Annotated in this window: 14 protein-coding genes; 3 read left to right on the top strand and 11 right to left on the bottom strand. The window is 59.4% G+C overall.

From position 1 onward, the window contains the following. Positions 1–183: 183 nt before the first annotated feature. Positions 184–1,173: a hypothetical protein gene (locus M2334_RS10860; RefSeq protein ID WP_264605405.1), complete on the bottom strand. Its 990-nt coding sequence runs from the start codon at positions 1,171–1,173 to the stop codon at positions 184–186. A gap of 360 nt (positions 1,174–1,533) precedes the next feature. Here M2334_RS10860 and M2334_RS10855 point away from each other — a divergent pair, with 360 nt between their 5' ends. Together M2334_RS10855 and M2334_RS10850 are read left to right on the top strand one after the other, a co-directional pair. Then, positions 1,534–2,127, top strand: a complete 594-nt coding sequence (locus tag M2334_RS10855) for an SOS response-associated peptidase (protein ID WP_264605404.1) — start codon at positions 1,534–1,536, stop codon at positions 2,125–2,127. 65 nt (positions 2,128–2,192) lie between these two features. Beyond that, the gene (locus tag M2334_RS10850; protein ID WP_264605403.1) at positions 2,193–2,507 is read left to right on the top strand and encodes a hypothetical protein; all 315 of its coding nucleotides are present in this window, start codon (positions 2,193–2,195) and stop codon (positions 2,505–2,507) included. A 292-nt stretch (positions 2,508–2,799) separates the two neighbouring features. Here M2334_RS10850 and M2334_RS16740 read toward each other — a convergent pair whose 3' ends face one another. The 6 genes from M2334_RS16740 to M2334_RS10825 all read right to left on the bottom strand — a co-directional run bounded on the left by M2334_RS16740 (position 2,800) and on the right by M2334_RS10825 (position 10,055). Beyond that, positions 2,800–3,330: a DUF4145 domain-containing protein gene (locus tag M2334_RS16740; RefSeq protein ID WP_413716441.1), complete on the bottom strand. Its 531-nt coding sequence runs from the start codon at positions 3,328–3,330 to the stop codon at positions 2,800–2,802. Positions 3,331–3,634: 304 nt separating this feature from the next. Beyond that, on the bottom strand, positions 3,635–4,153 hold the full coding sequence (locus M2334_RS10845) for a recombinase family protein (RefSeq protein ID WP_264605402.1): 519 nt from the start codon (positions 4,151–4,153) through the stop codon (positions 3,635–3,637). A gap of 1,540 nt (positions 4,154–5,693) precedes the next feature. Continuing rightward, positions 5,694–7,274, bottom strand: coding sequence for a hypothetical protein (locus M2334_RS10840; RefSeq protein ID WP_264605401.1), 1,581 nt, complete (start codon positions 7,272–7,274; stop codon positions 5,694–5,696). Beyond that, a complete protein-coding gene (locus tag M2334_RS10835; RefSeq protein WP_264605400.1) occupies positions 7,264–7,395 on the bottom strand; it encodes a hypothetical protein in 132 nt (43 codons plus the stop codon). Before M2334_RS10835 ends, M2334_RS10840 begins: the two co-directional genes overlap by 11 nt. Positions 7,396–7,560: 165 nt before the next feature. Then, positions 7,561–8,010, bottom strand: coding sequence for a hypothetical protein (locus tag M2334_RS10830; protein WP_264605399.1), 450 nt, complete (start codon positions 8,008–8,010; stop codon positions 7,561–7,563). 1,334 nt (positions 8,011–9,344) lie between these two features. Beyond that, complete coding sequence (locus M2334_RS10825; RefSeq protein ID WP_264605398.1) at positions 9,345–10,055, bottom strand: hypothetical protein; 711 nt, start codon at positions 10,053–10,055, stop codon at positions 9,345–9,347. 759 nt (positions 10,056–10,814) lie between these two features. On the opposite strand from M2334_RS10825, the gene M2334_RS10820 reads away from it, so the two are divergent. Next, the gene (locus M2334_RS10820) at positions 10,815–11,729 is read left to right on the top strand and encodes a hypothetical protein (protein WP_264605397.1); all 915 of its coding nucleotides are present in this window, start codon (positions 10,815–10,817) and stop codon (positions 11,727–11,729) included. 22 nt (positions 11,730–11,751) lie between these two features. Here M2334_RS10820 and M2334_RS10815 read toward each other — a convergent pair whose 3' ends face one another. The 4 genes from M2334_RS10815 to M2334_RS10800 all read right to left on the bottom strand — a co-directional run bounded on the left by M2334_RS10815 (position 11,752) and on the right by M2334_RS10800 (position 16,733). Beyond that, a complete protein-coding gene (locus M2334_RS10815; RefSeq protein WP_264605396.1) occupies positions 11,752–13,209 on the bottom strand; it encodes a DUF6538 domain-containing protein in 1,458 nt (485 codons plus the stop codon). Between the two features lie 247 nt (positions 13,210–13,456). Beyond that, entirely contained in the window at positions 13,457–14,350 is an 894-nt protein-coding gene (locus M2334_RS10810) for an ROK family protein (protein WP_264605395.1), read from the bottom strand. A 3-nt stretch (positions 14,351–14,353) separates the two neighbouring features. Continuing rightward, positions 14,354–15,469 carry a glycoside hydrolase family 68 protein gene (locus M2334_RS10805; protein ID WP_264605394.1) on the bottom strand — a complete coding sequence of 372 codons (1,116 nt, stop codon included), beginning with the start codon at positions 15,467–15,469 and terminating at the stop codon, positions 14,354–14,356. 253 nt (positions 15,470–15,722) lie between these two features. Next, positions 15,723–16,733, bottom strand: a complete 1,011-nt coding sequence (locus tag M2334_RS10800) for a LacI family DNA-binding transcriptional regulator (protein ID WP_264576094.1) — start codon at positions 16,731–16,733, stop codon at positions 15,723–15,725. Positions 16,734–16,804: the final 71 nt, after the last annotated feature.

Raw genomic sequence — 16,804 nt, 5'->3', positions numbered from 1 at the left:
GATTTCAGGGCACCGGATGACAGATAGTGGATAGGATCGGGTCGGCCAACGACAGCTAGGCTGCGTGGCCGCATTGAGTGACCAAGTCAGCGGCTTCTGGCATCTTTTCCCCACTAAACCCCTTGGGGGCACCACGCCAGAGCTTATCCTCCGCGTGCATTCTTGGTTCAGCCAATGCAGAAGTTATGCGCGGGTTAGTCTTAGCCAGTGATGGTCCATGAGCTCTCGACAGGTCCCACGCTCAACGAAGGCTTGGAAGCGATTGTCACGACCTGCCCGTTCACTAGTGGGCTTCCGTTGAAGCACATGCCTTAATTCGTTGATGACAATTTCCACATCGTCATCGCCTATGCCTTTGGTAGTAAGAAACACGCGCTTAGTGGCTGCTGGGTTGGCGACGGTCAATAGCTCCATGTTCTGCGGCAGAAAACCAAATCCCATAAATACGAGGGTTTCGGCGCCAGCCACCAGCGCTCGGGTTTGTATAACCACGCCTTCTTCGGCGGATTCAGTGAAGGTAAGTAGCTGGTCTGCAATCTCTATCAACTTCCCCTCAGCGTTTCCGAAGGACGAGGTGACGCTGTCTCTGGCACCCTCCTGCCAAGCGAAATGGCCCACTTGGCCATAAGGATGAAGGATGGTGATCCTATTGACCGTCGCGATTGCAGTTCTTGGATCAACATTGAAATAGTTGATGACCGCATTCACCAAAAAATGTTCTAAACACCGATCATAGTTGAAGACGACGAACGCAACGTTTTCGAATATTCTCTCTAGCTCCTCCAATGTCCGACCGGTAACCAACAGCCTCATTAAAGGTAAATACCAGCTTTTTGCTATTCTTTCAGTGTTGGTAACGGCGACGTCGACACCTTCTCGTTTCCGTGGTTCTTCCGGGCACAGGTAACTATGAGCCTCTTTCTCTAAAATAGTAGTAGCAATTGCCAGTTTACCCATCCGAATCATGAGCTTGTCATTACGGTGAGTGTGAAGAAGGTTATCAATCGAGATGGCCATAGGCAGTGCAAATCGTATTCGCACCGCGGCATCTAAATAGAGCTGGAAAGGAACCGACCAGTTGACGCCTTCTTTTTGACAGAGGTTCATGACCGACCGATTTAACTGCTCATTGCTGAAGCGATGGTTCTGGCCGTCACGTTCAAGAACGCTCATCAAATCTGCCCGAAGCTCATCTCCGGTTGGAAGTTTGAGGTCGTGACTGGCTCCTGCACCAAGTACGAACACAGTTTTCGGACTAAACACTTGCGTTCCATTCCATGGGCTTTCTCCTTTGCAAATGTTTTCCGATATCGCCGCCCGGCGCTCTTACTGGCCCCAAGGCTATTTTCCGTCTCACATTTTCAGAAAGCCTAACGCCAGTCCGCCACGGCTTTCCAGACGTTAGCCTTCTGTCCGCGAGAAATAGAAGCGGATAATCGTGCTTGTCTGAATTTTAGTTGGTCAGCAATCATGCGCTTGGGCGCCCCGACTTGACGGACTTGCTTTTTCCGGAGCATCTCAGCACGATAGGAGGTGTGCAATCTCTACAATCTCCGGGCCTCCCGTGAGGAGGTAAATCGGCACTTCAAAGCGCCGGATGACCCTCGTTTCGCTGCCCGGATTGAGAAGGACTATGTCGCCCCCGGCAAACCCGGCTTAGCTGTTCGAGAGAAAGAGGGAGCACGGGTCACATCCACGATGCTCTGGGGCTTCCCCTTCCACGGCAAGCCGGTCACGAACGTCCGCAACTACACCAGCCCATTTTGGAAGTCCGCGCTTGTCAATGCCGAGCAGCGCTGTCTGGTGCCCGTTACAGAGTTTCAGGAATGGTCAGACGCTCCGATGCCTGAAACGGGAAAAAGGCGCGCCTTCTGGTTTCGAGTACCTTCTGAACCCATCTTTGCCTTCGCCGGTATCTGGCGGCCCACCGAAGGCGACCCGGTGTTTTCCTTCCTCACTTGTGGATACGACGGAGACCCTTCCGCTCACATTGTCGGAGCAGTCCACCCCAAAGCCTGCCCGGTCATTCTTCACCCGGAAGACTATGACCGGTGGCTTAGGGCGGATTTGGACGATGCACTCTCTCTCGCCGTGACGTTTCCCAGCCAGCTAATGGCGATGAGTTGAGCGCGACGTGGCGTGACGATGTTCATTATTTGTTCTATTCTCTTCCGACTCAGGAGGAGCCCGCCATGACTCTCACTATCGCACTCTCGCCCGCTTCCGACGCCCTCACATTCGCAGGTGATGTAAGCCGCTCCGTCAAGGTGTCTCAGTGGCCCGCCGCCGTTGCTCTAAGCGACGGAACGCTGCTTGAGGTCTCCCCCGGACCTCCTTCGCCAACTCAATTCAAGGTTGCGACGGCGGGCGCCGGCCTCGTGGTGGCCCAAGGCCAAGGCGTCGAAGTCCAATGGCCCGTTGAATGGTTCACTGTGTCCGGGATCGATCAGGCCGTGACAGTTCCCCGCACGCTGGAGCCCCTACCGTTGTTCCCCGAGACGCTGTGAGCCCCTCCAAGCGTGAACAACCGATTGTTCATCTGCCGCTTGTCTGGTCTGAAAACTGCACCGTAGCGCGCATGATCCGCACGGGCTCCGGCTGGCTCGATGCTTGGATGATGCAGCAATGCGTCACGATGGAGAAGTTGAGCAAACGGTCGGGGGTGTCGAGGGAGAGGCTGCGGGAGTTGCTTGAGGGAGCTGAGGTGGCTGAAGGGGAGCTTGAGAGAATGGCAGGGGTTCTCAGGACTGATCCGTGGAGCCTCCGCACCTCAATTTGTCTTGCGCACGAAGCGGGTGCCTAGCCTGCCGTGTCCGCCTTAGATTTGCGCTCCAAGCGTCTCAATTTCGATGCTTCTAGCCGGGCCGGTAAAGTGTAAATTCGTTCGAGGAGCATGAAGGCGAACTCATGGATGTCTTGCGCATCCTCCTCCGTCAACGCTCCCTCATGGACGCCATCGTCCCCGTTGTCCTTCACCGCTTGCGACAGGCCCTCCAGTTCAGCCGGAAGACGACCGTGATGGAATAGCCAACGCAAGCGAGGAGCGAGGTTTCGCCTCTCTTGTTTAGAGGGTCCTTCTCCCTCGGTTTCTTTGGGTAAGAGCTCCTTCGTCGCCAAGTCCAAACACAGGCGGAACATGGCGCTCGCTGCGTTGGGGCATCGCACTGCGAGGCATCGTGCACCTTCCTCGAAAGCTGCCCGGACGCTATCCGGTAGTTCATCCGGGGCGGGTGGAGCGTTGACGGACGCCCAGTCCAAAAATCCCCAAGAGTTAACGAAGTTGCTCAAATCTCCTGTGATTTTGGGCAATGAGCCCGCTTGCTCGATCATGTAGCTGATCTCAGAGTTCTTTATAGCGACCTCCAGGAGGGAGGGCTTTTTGCACTTACGGCAAACTACACAAGTCTCGAATGACATGGCGCTATGCATTTGCGAGTTCGGAACACTCGCTATCATGTCAAAGGTCATGTTCTCCGCACCGCAGCGTGGACATGTCTCTACGATTGTTGCCATTTGCCCCGCCCTCAATCTGCCTGTCCGGGATAAGTCTAAACCAGCTTAGGCGCTAGGCCGGTGCGCTATTCTTCAAAGAAAAAAAGCAGGGCATCAGGCGAGCACGCGCGAGCGGGGCAATCTACTCTCCCGGAAGTGCGCAATACCGCTTCACCGTCGCCAGACTTAGCCCGAAGTGCTCCGCAGTCCCCTTAATGGACGCCCCGCGCTCCTGCCGCCACCTGCGCACTTCTGCCGCATCCTTCGCAAACGGCCTCCCGAGGCTCTCTTTGCCCCGATGCGTCCTGCCGGTTTCCTGAAGAGCCCTCCGCGCTGCCTTCCGGCCTGCCTCGGTCCTCTCTGCGATCCTGCGGCGTTCCATCTCTGCCACCTGCGCCAGCACGGCTAGGATGAGTTCCCCGACCCCTCTGCCAATCGGGCCGATGCCGTGAACGTCCACAGTCACGCCAGCGTCCAGCAGGCGCCGAACAGTGGCTTGAACGTCAATAGCGTCACGCCCGAGCCGGTCCACCGCGTAGACATGCAGGGTGTCTCCGGTCCTCACGCTCTTGAGCATGGCAGCGAAGCCGGGACGGTCTGCGGCCATGATGCCGCCGCTCACGCCCTCGTCTGTGAACTCCTGATCGAAGCCACCGCCCATTGCGGCGCGTTGGGCTTCAATCGACTGGTCTGCGGTCGAGACACGATAGTAAGCGATCCGGTGTGACATGTCTGGCTCACAAGTTAGAGGTCCTGTTAAGCTGGCTCATATGGCCGGCTCAATGGGTCTGTCAACTTATGTTGTGAGCCTAGCGCCTAACTTACACCTTATGAGCCAAACCGTGTTTGGGCATTGGGGCGTTTCGTCGTAAACGGGACTCGGTTGGACTCATCACTTCATAAGAGAATGGAGGGTTTCCGCTAATTCCATTCGACCTTCAGGCTAACGGAATTTCAATTCTGGTGACGAGCACTGATCTAGCCTCTAACTGAAAGCCCCTCACCAACTGAGGGGGATACCGATGGATCGGGAATTTGAGGTAGATAGAGACCTAGAGGAATATGCCGAACATTGCCGGCGCGTCGTGTCCGAGTCACGTCGCCGCGTTAGGGGGCAAAAGGCCTGTCCGCTGAGAACGTGGTGGTCTCAGGACCCAGAGCAGGTTCTGCCCATATTGGAACAGAGGGTGCGTGACCTTTACGCAGAGCGACAGAAGGCCCTCCGGAGCATCCGCGACCTGAGACGATATTTGAAAGAGAAACAGCGGAGGAGGGGAGAGGATAGCCCCTGCGGGAGCCTCCAGAGCTCATAAGGATACCTAAGTATCCTAATACAATCTCCCACCCTTTTGTCCGAGAGTGCGGCCTAATCGATTGTCCCGGTTTCCTCTGGAGGCTGGGGCATTCCTTTTGCTCGGGAGGCGCCGCAGCTGTGTAGAGAAAAGGCACTCATCCGGGCACCAAAACTCACTCGGGTCTCCGCCGGTCCCTCAGGTTACCGGAGGGGCCTTTCGCTGCTGTAGGGGCCGCGATGGGGCAGTTTTTGGGGTATCTCAGACTGTCTCGTGGACATGGGGGGTGCCCCATCTCAAAAGCCCACCCCCAATTGTTTTCCTAGGGGGCCTCACGAGTGGCAAAGGCGCTAGGCGCTGCGCGCACGGAAAAGCAGAGGCCCCACACCCCCCTACGGGGGGAACGGCGCGGAACGCTGTAGCGTATACCCCTTCGGAAATGTGCGGTGAAAGTAACCGGGTCTGTCCGCGCCAAGGGAAGATCAAAAAGTGGGGCATTTCGGACGAAATCTGGCCGTCCTATTCTCCCGGCTATCCTAGGACTCCTCAGCCCTCTTTCGCTCTCCCACGATCCAGAACAGGGCATTTTGCCCCATCCTAGACCCTGTGCCCTGCCAGCCTCGATAGCGCTTGCCGAGCCATGATCCTGTGGGCGGCATCCCGAACAATCCCCCGACGCTCCTGCGCCAACCTCCGCTGCTCTTTTAGGCACGGATTGCACCTCGCCTCGTGGCCGTCTGGTCTCCGCGGGTTTACCGAAAAGACCATGAGCGGGAGCGCCGCTTGGCACCCTAGGCACCATTTGCGTCCCGCAGGGACCGGCGGGGTCTTTCGTTTCGACATAGAGAATTCTCCGGTCCCTGCCGGTCCTTGGTCAGTTGTTGAGCTAGATCGATGAAGATGGCTCGGTTAGAGCCCGTACTTCCTCACGAGTGCGCCGGCCGCTGCTCTACCCATCGTATCGATATAGGCCGCCGGGTCTCGGCCCTCTCGGGACGCCTTAAGAGCTCTTTCGAGCATCCGCTTGGCGGCGTCGTCCGCTTCGATGTTCGCCAGCCGGCGGCGCTTTGGATCACGAATGGAACTCGCCGCCCGCTTCGCTTGGTTGAGCCAATCTTGCACAGGGAGGGAAAGCGCATTGCGCACGCCGCTTTCCAGCGTTCGAACCGCATTGAGGTTCTTATTAAGGTTAGCCAGAACCTTATACTTGTCCGGACCCTCACCGAAGTAGCCTTGCCCGAGGAGCCGGAGCGCAGCGACACTGGCTTGGTTCGCCGTCATTCGACCGCTGAAGACCTCGCTGACGAGCGCTTGTGCGGTCGGGTGTTCGTCAGGATCGAAGCCGGCGGGGCGTCCGCCCCCTGCACGGTTCACGACGCCAGCGCCATTAGCCTCCCGGTCGGCGCGGAGTGCCGTAAGCATACTGCTCGTGAACTGTGCGCTGATTTGGCCTTCGGAGCGGAGCCGTAGGAGTTCCGAGGTGGTGGGATAGCCACCCGAACCGGGAACGCGATTGAACCTGTCCAGCAGAGTCTCCGCGTTGGTTTCGTGACGCTTTGCCTCCGCGCGCTCTGCGTTTCGTTCGGCCTCTTCCCCCATCTTGAGGCGCTCAGCCCGGAGCTTTTCCCTCTCGTTAGCAGAGAGGGATGGGGTGCCGTCCTCGCGCTTGGAGGTGAGCAAGGCGTCTAGTGCGGCAAGAGCCTTCTGAGGCTCGGTCTCAAGTGTCCGCATCGCAAACTCCTGAACTGAATCGATCAGAGCGGCCTTCGCCTCAGACTTGTCGACGCCCGGCGAGACCTGTCGTAGCGCGTCCTCAAGATCAACCCTGCCTTCCGCTGCGGCGTCGGCGAGGTTGGCGGCTGCGAACTGAAGAGAGCGTTCATCCACCTGCTTTGTGATGGTGGCGCGGGCTTCTTCTATCCATTTTGGCTTTGCTTCTATGAGCGCGCTACCCACCGCACGATTGGCAGAAACTGAGCCGAAGTCTCTGAGCGTCCCGTCGACCGTCGCAAAAGCGCGAAGCTCTTCATCAATGATGCCGTCGATGTCTTCCAAGTCCGGCAAACTGTTAGGGTCGGCAAACCGCTGCTGAACGCGTTCCGCAATTCGCGCCTTGGTATCGTTCAGTCCCCGCATGGCCTGACCAGTAGTGACAGAGTCTCTGTAGGCGCTGCTCCGCTCCATAAGTGCGGGGTCAACGGTGCCGGTTGCGAAAGCTGTGGCACCGTCGCCGGCAAGCTGTGCCTCCCGGTTCCGGTGGGCCGCTTCGGCATATTCCTGAAACGACTGCGCCGCGTTCGATACCAGCCCAAAGACCCGGCGGAGTTCATCAGCCTCCGCAGAACTCCTGCGGGCCGCTCGCATGTCAGCGTTGATTTCTAGGCGGGGGGCGTCAGTGTTGGCCTGCCTCGGCAGCACAGACGACTGCCCGGTCGTCAATCGACGCTGTGCTCCCGCCCGGACTTCCAAACGCGAGAGATCACCAGCCATCGAACGCGGTCTCCTCAAGGTATCCGGTCACGGCGCGAACGGTATCGCGGAGCCGCTCAAACATGTCCGGGTCCTCAATCTCAAGGGCGCCGGGGTATTTGTAATCGAGGAAGGCCAGCATCGTGACAGCCTCCCCAATACGAACAGGGGCTGATGCCCCGCATTTAGGCATGAACTGCGGCCTTTTGAGGGTTGCCGTGCGGCCAGCGGATAGCGGTGCTGGCGGGCGCGGATTGTGTGGAGATTCCCCTTGTTTGGGGACGACATCGTAGAGTGAAGGCGAGGATCACGCCTTCTTGGGCTTCTTGCTGCTAGGCTTCGCAGATGCTGATCCAGCAGCGACCCTCGCTTTGCTGATGTCCACCCAAGCACTCGACGCGGCTGCGCCGATCTGCAAACCCGCGCCGAGCGCCGTAGGCTTTTGGACGTAGGACATTTGAGATGTTGCCTCCGCAACGGCGGCAGCGTCACGGCTCTCTCGATTGGCGATTGAACGCTGATTGGAGAGATCGGCCTGCATAGCGCTATCAACGAGAAGTTGGCCGATTGAACCGGAGGTCAAGCCGAGTCCTGCCTCTCCCGCCGCCACTCGGATGCGAGCTTGCTCACGCCGCGCAGCCCGCATTCGGTCGAACATCTCAGCCGAGGCTGTCAGCCGGTTCTCTTCCTGAACGATTTCAAGCTGCGCGTTGATTGCACGGGCTTGAGCGTTCGCGGCATTAGCTTGGCCGATCACAGTCGCGGCAGTGCCAACGACGCTTACAACACCCGCAATTAGTGCGGGTGCAACGGGCGCACACATCTAGAGTGCAGCCCATGCTGACATACGCGGCTCAGGCATAGCGCGCTGCCCGGTGGATCGCGTCTGCCGCTACACGGTCGATTTCGGAAAGTGGCGGCCTGTTCTGGCTGTTGCTGAAAGCCGCTTCGTAGTGAACGCGGGCTTCAGGGGGCAACTTTGCCGCCGCCATAGCGAATGGAAAACGCATGGGATGGCCTTTGGCTCGTGTGGAAGAAAGGGGCTGTCTGAGCCCAAAAGATGGCTTCGGTGGGCCGGGTGATACTTGAGCGCCTGAAGATGCCGACGGCACCGCTACGCTCTGATACGAGGCATTTTTTGCCCTGTTTGAGCCCCTCCGGCCCCTGCGGGTCCGCTTCATCTTAGCGGAGTTCACGGTCGGTGCCCTCAATGCGCTGCCGGAGTGCCTTCAGGGCATCCGGATTGCCTGTGCAGGAGACCGGGAGAGGCCGGAAAGGGTGCAGCGGGCAATTGGCGCTTGCGCAGCAAGCCACCTGCTCCCGCCAAGTTCCGGCGGCGAGAGGGTCATGAATGCAGTCCTGGCACTTGGCTGCGATAGCGGCGGCACGGGAATGGGTAGGGATCGACATAGTAGGTTCGGACCCGTGCCTGGTGAGGTGCGAGGGTCCGCTTTCATTCTTGAGAAGATGGAGCCGCGCGTGGCCTTTGCGGCGCTTTCGGCGCGGCGGCGTGGCGCTTCGGTGGAGAGGCGGTAGGACCGGCGGCGTTCGGCATCGCAGGACCGGCAGACGTGTTTGAGACGGTCGCAAGCGCGGCGGTCGGTTGCGAAGTCTGCGCACGGCTTGGCAGTGCGGCAGTGGAAACAGAACTTGAAGCCTGCCCGAACAGGGATCGGCGGGGCTTTGGGTTTGGGGCCGGGTTTGGCCATGGGCTCCTCCAAGAGCGCTGTGGGGCACCGGGGACAGCCGAAGCTGCCCCACGGGCCTTGTGTATGAAGGCGGCTAGCCTTCGCGGGCTAAGCCGCAGCCGTCGCGCCAGTTGCGTTCGAGCTTGGGCTTGGCGGTCTGGGCATGTGGGGGCGTAGCCTCCGGGGCGACCTCCTCTTGCCCAGGGGCAAGCGGGGGATAGCCTTGGGGTTTGTAGGTGGCCCCGTAGGATTCCACGGTTATGCCGTTGGCCAGGACAATGCTGCTGGTTACGACGCCGCTGGTGCCCTCGTAGGGGTCCGGGGAGGGGCCGGAAGATTGCCGGAAGAAGCTCTCTCGCCCCGAATAAATTCGCCCGACACCGGGGCGATAGATGACCATGGATTAGACCGCAGAGCGTCCGAGATTTGCGCGGCTCGATGCGAGGCTTTCGATACGCTCGTCGATCAGCTTGGCTTCGGCTCGCCGGGTCGCCTCCTGAGCAATATATGCCTCGGTGAGACGGGCCTTGCGGCGCTCAAGCTCAACCTGACGGGCCTTGCCAATGCGGCGCTGTGCCTCATCTCCGCCGCTGAGACTGTCGATTTTCGACAGGGCAAGCTGGAGCGCATTGTCCAAGTCGTTGTAGGTCTTGCTGCCCTTCGGATGCTTCAGGGTTGCCGCGCCGGTCTGAAGATCGCGCTTGGCCACAACGGCGAGCTCTTCCATAATCCTTTGCGTCTCTCGCTGAAGCTGCCGGACCTCAGCCGCTAAGCTGGACTGCTCCTCAAAGACAGCATTGTGGCCAGCGGCGGGACCACGACGAATGCGGGCAGCGCGGGCAAGTTCAAGGTGACGGCCCTGCACGAGCTCGGCTTCCTTTTCGTCCCGGATGGACTCGGGAAGCTGATTAACTTGAGCCATGATGGGGTCACGGTCTTCCGGTGGGAGAGCATCCACCTTCGTGGGCAGAGCGCGGAAGCGAGACAGGAAGAAGGGATCCCCGATCACAGTGCCGGAGCTCGGGATGCTCATGAAGTCCTCAGAGTCGATTTGGGACAGGATGTCCTCATCGCTGGGGAGAAAATTGGAGGGATCGGAGTTAGGGTCTGTCATTCAATTGACCTTATGCGGGTTGATGAAATGAGGCGGGGCGCCCCGGCTGTCTCGGCACTGGTGCCGGGATGGGGTTGCGTCTGACCGGCTCCCGCCCCGCAACCCGGAGCAAAGACAGACGCGCAGCACTGAACAGCCGCCAAGTGAGGAAAGCGGCTGGCCGATGCTGTAAGATTTGGGAGGTGGACTTGAGGGGCCGGGTGGGGGACCTATCGCCGGGGATGCTGGCAAGGTTACCGCTCCACGAGTGCGGCCCAATTTATGCCGCCGAGGCAGCGCTCAATTCAGTTAGAGTGTCCTCAGGTTACTCTAGAGAACTATAACGATGTGAACCGGAAAGAGCTTATTAGTCCGAAAGTGCGGCCTAATTGAGAGGGACTGAGAGGCGCTGCAGAAAAGCCCCCTTGCTGCTAATGGACCTCTACTTGGACACAGCGGAAAGCCGCCGGGTCTCGCGGCCCCGCTCGTCCTCTCGATCATTGCCAACTCCTTCGCCCTGTCGACTGTGATGAGGTAGTCCTTCCGGGGGCATCCTCGGTTTTGGACAAATTTGTCCGAACGTCGTCCGGCTCATCGAAGCCATATTCCTCGACAGGCCGGGCCATCCATTTGTGCAGAGGCATAGTGGCCCTCGGCCCAGCTTGAAGAGCCCGAGCGTCGACATCTGGTGTCCTTCGTGTTCTGGTGCGGGAGCACAAAATGTCATGTCCGTAGGCCTCCACAGCCCGACGTTCCTGCAATCTGGACAGCGTCCGCAGAATGCAGGTATGTCCGAAGGACACACACCTCCCAACTTTTTCCGTTGGTGAGGAATCCGATGAAAACTGGGAAGCGGCGGGTCGGATCGTTCAAGCCTTCGTGGCGGGAAGGCATCCTGCCGTGGGCTCCTCACTCACCGTTTCCTCGCTGTGCGGCGTTATGTCTTTGACGACCAAAATTTCCAGAATCTCATTTACTCGTGTAGGAGGCGATATGGAAAGTGCAGACGAGGACGTCTTTGATATTACTCAACTCATAAGTGACGAAAATGTTATTCAGAGACATGCTGAACTGATTTCTCTCATTGTTGATTTAACGGCCGTCAGATCGGCAAAGGCCGATTTGGGATTGAGTGTAAATATATGCCACATAATAAACAGTACGACTAACAATATTAGATCAACATTCAGTTCTACAAATATTTATGACAAAGAGTCTTCTGATATTTGTAGGGATCAAATGATTTCTGCAATTATACATTATATGAGGGCAACGTCTACAAAGTCTAAACTGAGGAATCCATTATTTGATTACGAATGGTTTTCAGATTCTGAAAAGGAAAAGCATCGTATAATAAAAAAGGTTCGTGACAATGCCGTTGCGCATTATGGCATTGGCCACGAAGAGCTATGGAATCCATGGAATCGCGAAAGACTTTTATTTAATATTAAAGAAGGTAAATATCGTATCGAATATGAAAGAATATTTTACAATGCAAGTTCTCAAATAATCAATCCGATATTAGAATTATCTTCAATTGTAATTAGTAAGTACGATGAGGTCGGCCATACCATTCAAGAACAAATTGGAAACTATATTTTCTCTGAACCAGAAATTATGAACTTAATTGAAAATTACCGTACTAGGAGGGGGCCAAAAACCGGCTTTATTGTGCCGGGGCCCGGGATGAACTAACCTGAGGGGTGTCTCACGTTTGTTACGGCTGCTGTTCGTGGCGGGCAGTTCTCAAACAGCTTGATAGCCCCTTGTAATCGATGAGTTTCACAATTTCGGCCTTTCGCTCCAGAGACATGACCCGGTCGCCATAGACCTTGAACGTTATGCCCTTCTTTTCATGCCCTACGATCTGCGCAACCTCGTGCTCAGGCACGCGCGCCCGCTCTAGCTGACCAACGAAATTCTTGCGGAACGAGTGAAACACCTTCGCTCGACGGGTGAAGCCACGAGACGCTTTGAAGCGGGAGAACTCCTTGCCGGCATCTGCGCCGGGCTTCTTGCCGGGACCTTCTGCATTGAATGCAGGCCAAATCCGGCCCTTCGGGTTCTCTTTTGCTCTGTCGATGAGCCAAGACAGGGCAGGGTGCAGCGGCACATCCCGGTTCCCCGCTATTGTCTTGGCATCGGTCACGCGCACGAACGGCACGGGGCCGGAGTGATGCACGTCTGCGCCTGTCAGGGAAGCAATCTCGTCCAGTCTCATTCCCGAAAACATCGCGACAAGCATGAGCTCCGTGAGGTCCTCCCGCTTGGGGGGAGGGGTGAAGAGCGCTGTGAGTTCCTCTGGCTCCCACGCTACATAGCCTTGCGTATTTCGACCCTCCCTGAGTTTCCGCTGGAAGCCGGAGAAGGGATTGCGGCCTTCGCAGTGCTCACGATCTAACGCCCAGTCCCAAAGCGCCTGTAGCGTCGCCATGTGTCGATTGACCGTGGCGTCGCTCAATCCCTTCGGACGCCCGCCGAACTTCTGCTGTAGCTGCGCCCAGGACATGCCCTTTGCAGCAGGCGACCGCGCCCAATTCGGGTCCATCTGGCGGAGGGCGTCCACGAACCTGGCGGCGTCCGCCTTCCTGACGGCCCGGAGCGGCTTGTCTCCTAAGAAGCCAGCGAACAGGTCGAACGTGGCAATCTTCTGCTGCTCGGTATTGGTTTCCTTTAAGCCGTGCTGCGTCTTCCAGAGTGTGAGATAGTCGTTCGCGACCTCCCGCATGGTGGGCTCAAGAATTGCTCGCCGGGGTATAGAACGACCCGCGCGAGCCCGTTGGGCATCTTGAAGGGCTGCTAGACGGTATTCGGCCTCTGCGGGAATGTCCCGCGCTTCATACTGCTCCGACAGCCTCTCAAGTTCATGCTCAATGCCAAGCTCAATGGGGTCAGCGTCGCCGCTCTCGACAACAAATTCCCCGGCCTCGGCTCTCTGCCGTAGCTGCTGATAAAGGCTACGCAGCGCTGAAGTGGAAACGGCCTCGCCGCGCGCCGCCGCCCACTCCAGTCGCAACCCTGCCTCCCATGCATCGGCCTCAAGTTTCGCCTTGCGACGGTCGGAGGTCGATAGGTGGCGATAGATGAACTCCCGGCCCTCGTATCGCGACCGCAGTTCTTTGGGGATGCGGACCTTGGCCTGCCAGCATTGGCGGTGGAGTTTGAGCGATGCCATGAGCGATCGTTAGGACGTTTCGTTGGGTCCCGCAAGACTGTGTGGGGTCCGTTTGTGGGGTCCATCTGTGGGGTTTTAACCCTTGAAAATGCTGCAATTATAGCAATTGTGCGGGCTTGCGGACCTTCTGCCTCCGTCTCCTCCCGCCCCAGCCATATTTTCCAGATCAGTTCATATGTGAAGCGCCGAAGTGGCAGGCGAACGCTGCGCCAGCGTCGTCACGCCGCGCAAACGCTCCGCCGAAAGCTCAGCCCTGCAGCGCGGCCATGGCGAGCGCGATGGCGCCCATCGGGCCGGCTTCGTCGCCGAGGCCTGCGAGGCACAGACGTTGCTCGACCGTCTCCTGCGTGAGAAAGGGCAGATAGCCGCCCAGATCCCGCAGCAACGTGGCGCGCACGGTGGGCAGGAGCGCAGCGCGGCTGGTGGCCACAGTGCCACCCAGCAGGATTCGCTCGGCCGCCGTGGTGAGGAACAGCGTGGCGACGAGTTGCGCCAGGTCGGAGCCCACGAAATCCCAGCGCGGATCGTCATCGGCGACATGCTCGGGGCTGGTGCCGAAGCGGGCGGCGAGGGCGGGGCCGCTCACCAGTCCTTCGATGCAGTCGCCATGGAACGGGCAGGCCCCGGCAAAGCTGTCGCTTGCCGCGCGCCGCACATGGATGTGGCCGATTTCCGGGTGCATGGCGCCGTGCACCGGCTTGCCGTCAACGAGCAGGCCGCCGCCGAGCCCGGTGCCGATGGTGATATACCAGAAGCAATCGAGATCGCGACCGGCACCCCAGCGATGCTCGGCCAGGGCCGCGCCGTTGACATCCGTGTCGATGGCCATCGGGCAATCGAGGCCGCGCGTCAGCCCGCCGGCAATGTCGGCGCCCGCCCAGCCGGGCTTGGGGGTGGGCAGCATATGACCGAAATTATCGGATTTGCGGGACAGAGCGATGGGGCCGAAAGATGCGATGCCAATCGCGGCAATCGGCGCATCCGCGTGCCAAGCGCGCAATTGTGCGTTGGCGGCGGCCAGCGTCTCGTCGGGCTGGGTGGTCGGAATGCGAACCCGCTCGACGATGCGATCACCTTGAGCAAGCAGGACGAAGGTCTTCGTCCCACCCAGCTCGACTCCGGCAAGGCGCGCGCTCGACATCGCTCAGTCGATAATCCGCGTCGTCTCGCCATCCAAGGCGAGGCGAAGGAACGGCGCGAAGGTGCCGGCAAAGCGCTTAGCACCCTCGGCAGCCTCGCCACGGCCCCAATCGTCCGCGAAGGCCGTGACGGAGAGATCCGGCAGCACCAGCCAGCTATAAGCCTGACGCGGCGCTTCCGGCGGGTTGGCGATGACGAGGCCGGAACCGTTCAAGGGTTTCCACCCGTGCGTGATCTGCTCGGACACCATGCCGTAGAGGCCCGTCGGGGCACGGGGGGCTTCCGGGTTGAACACATGGGTCTGTGTGGACCAGAACAGATAATAGAGTCCATTGGCCAGCACGATGTGCGGCCGCTCCAACTCATTGTTGAGGCCATCGGCGCTGATGATCGGCGCGGTCACCTCCCACTGGCCGAGGGCGTCGGGCTTGGCGCGCGCCGCGCCGATCACGCCATTATAGGCAGATTGCGAGGTGGCCAGCGATCCGGTGAACAGCAGCCAATGCTCGCCGGTCGCCGGATCGAGCAGATAGCCGGGATCGCGAAAGGCCTTGATGGTGCCGAGGCCGCCACCGGCCGACAGCGGATCGGCATAAAAGCGCGGGTCGCGCGGGAAGGATTCGCGCAGATTGCGGCAGTTCTCGACGGACCAGCCGCCATCCTTGCCGACCAGATCGGCCTCGACCTCGAACAGGCGTTGCTCGAAGCTGAGTTCGCTCTCGCCGCGAAAGCCGGCGGCAGTGAAATAGAGCGTCAACCGGCGCCCGTCATTCTCCAGATAGGCCGAGCCGGACCATTCCCGGCTGCCGGGCGAGAAGCCATCGGGCATCACCGGGCCATAATGCCGCCAATCATCCCCCCGCCGCTCGAACAAATGAATGCGGGCATGACCGTGACGGTCATCCGGGTCGGCAAACCAGGGGGAGGCGAGCGCCATCCACCAATCGGCCGGCGCCGGCGAACCGTCGCGCTGCAGGATGGGCCAGGCATCCCACACGCACACATCCTCACTGATCCGTTCCACATCGGCCTCGCCGATGAGCGGCGCCACGCAGGATAGGGTCAGTTTGAGGTGATTAAGCTGTTCGATCGCCCAGCGGGTCGTGCTGATATCGTTCATGGAGAGCCAGTTAGGTCAGAGAAAGGAGAGGGCGCGAGTGCGCAGGAGGCCGGGGCAGGCGATGTCCGGAAAGGAGGCGTTCGCAACTGTGTTGCAAGGCCATGGGCTCCTCGCGCCATGCTGCAAATATGCGCGCGATTGCGCCTGAATTTCGATCATTGTTCCCGTTCCTCAAGTCCTCGCAACCAATACGCCATTGGCAATCGATTACAACCATTTTGGAACAGGGCTGTCGCAGCGGAAAATCGGTCCGTCAGGTGGAGCCGCGCACCACCAGAGCGGGGTTGAGAATGATCGAACCGGTCTGTCGGCCCTCGATGCGCTTGAGCAGGCAATCGACCATCTGCGTGGCGCCGCTGGCGATATCCTGGTGGATCGTGGTCAGCGGCGGCACGATGCTTTGCGCAATCGGGAGGTCATCGAAGCCGACGATTCGCACATCGTCGGGGATCGACATGCCCCGGCTGATGACGGTCTGGACGGCGGCGAGGGCAATCATGTCCGAGGCCGCAAAAATGCCGTCGGGCAATTGATCCACCTGGTCGAGATAGGCGTTGATGTCCGGCGCGCTGAGTTCCGGCGCGAGATGGGTCGGCACTTCGGTCAGCATCACGTCTGCCGCGTGATCCTGCTGCACCGCGCGTGCGCCCTGTAAGCGCTGGGCGATCTCGATGGCGCGGGGATTGCCGAGGAACGCCACGCGCTTGCAACCGCGCTCGATCAGGTGGCGCATCGCCATCTGGCCGCCGAGGAAATTGTCGGTGCCGACCGAGCAATGGCTCTGCCCTTGGGTGAAGGCGCCCCAGGCGACCATCGGCAGATAATGGCCGGCGGCCGCGTTGAGCACGGCGGACTGGTCGGACTGGCCGATGATGATCAGGCCATCCACCCGCGCGGTCTTGATGATGCCCTCCAGCCAGTCGTCCCGGTCCGGAATGACGCGCGAGAGCATCAGGTCGAAACCGCGCTCGGTGAGTTCATCGGCCAGGAAACCGATGATCGTCATGAAGAAGGGGTCGGAGATATGCTGGGCGCGCTCATGGCCGAGCGGGATGACCACGCCGATGGCCCCGGTCTTGCGCGTGCGCAGGTTGCGGGCCAGTGGGCTCGGCTGAAAACCATGCTGTTGCGCCAGCTTGCGGATGCGCTCGGCAGTCTCGGAATTGACCACGGCCTTGCCGGCCAGCGCGCGGGAGACGGTCGCGGCGGAGACACCGGCGAGCTCTGCCAGATCGTAGATTGTCCGAACCTGCTTGGGTTTCAACGCTCCTGTGTCCTCTCGCATCCAAAGGCCAAACAAATGGCATCTCTAGGGCGCAGGTGGGTTTTGCCAAA

Source organism: Sphingobium sp. B11D3D (assembly GCF_025961755.1).
Classification (GTDB): Bacteria; Pseudomonadota; Alphaproteobacteria; order Sphingomonadales; family Sphingomonadaceae; genus Sphingobium.
This window is presented reverse-complemented; position numbering and strand designations above follow the sequence as displayed.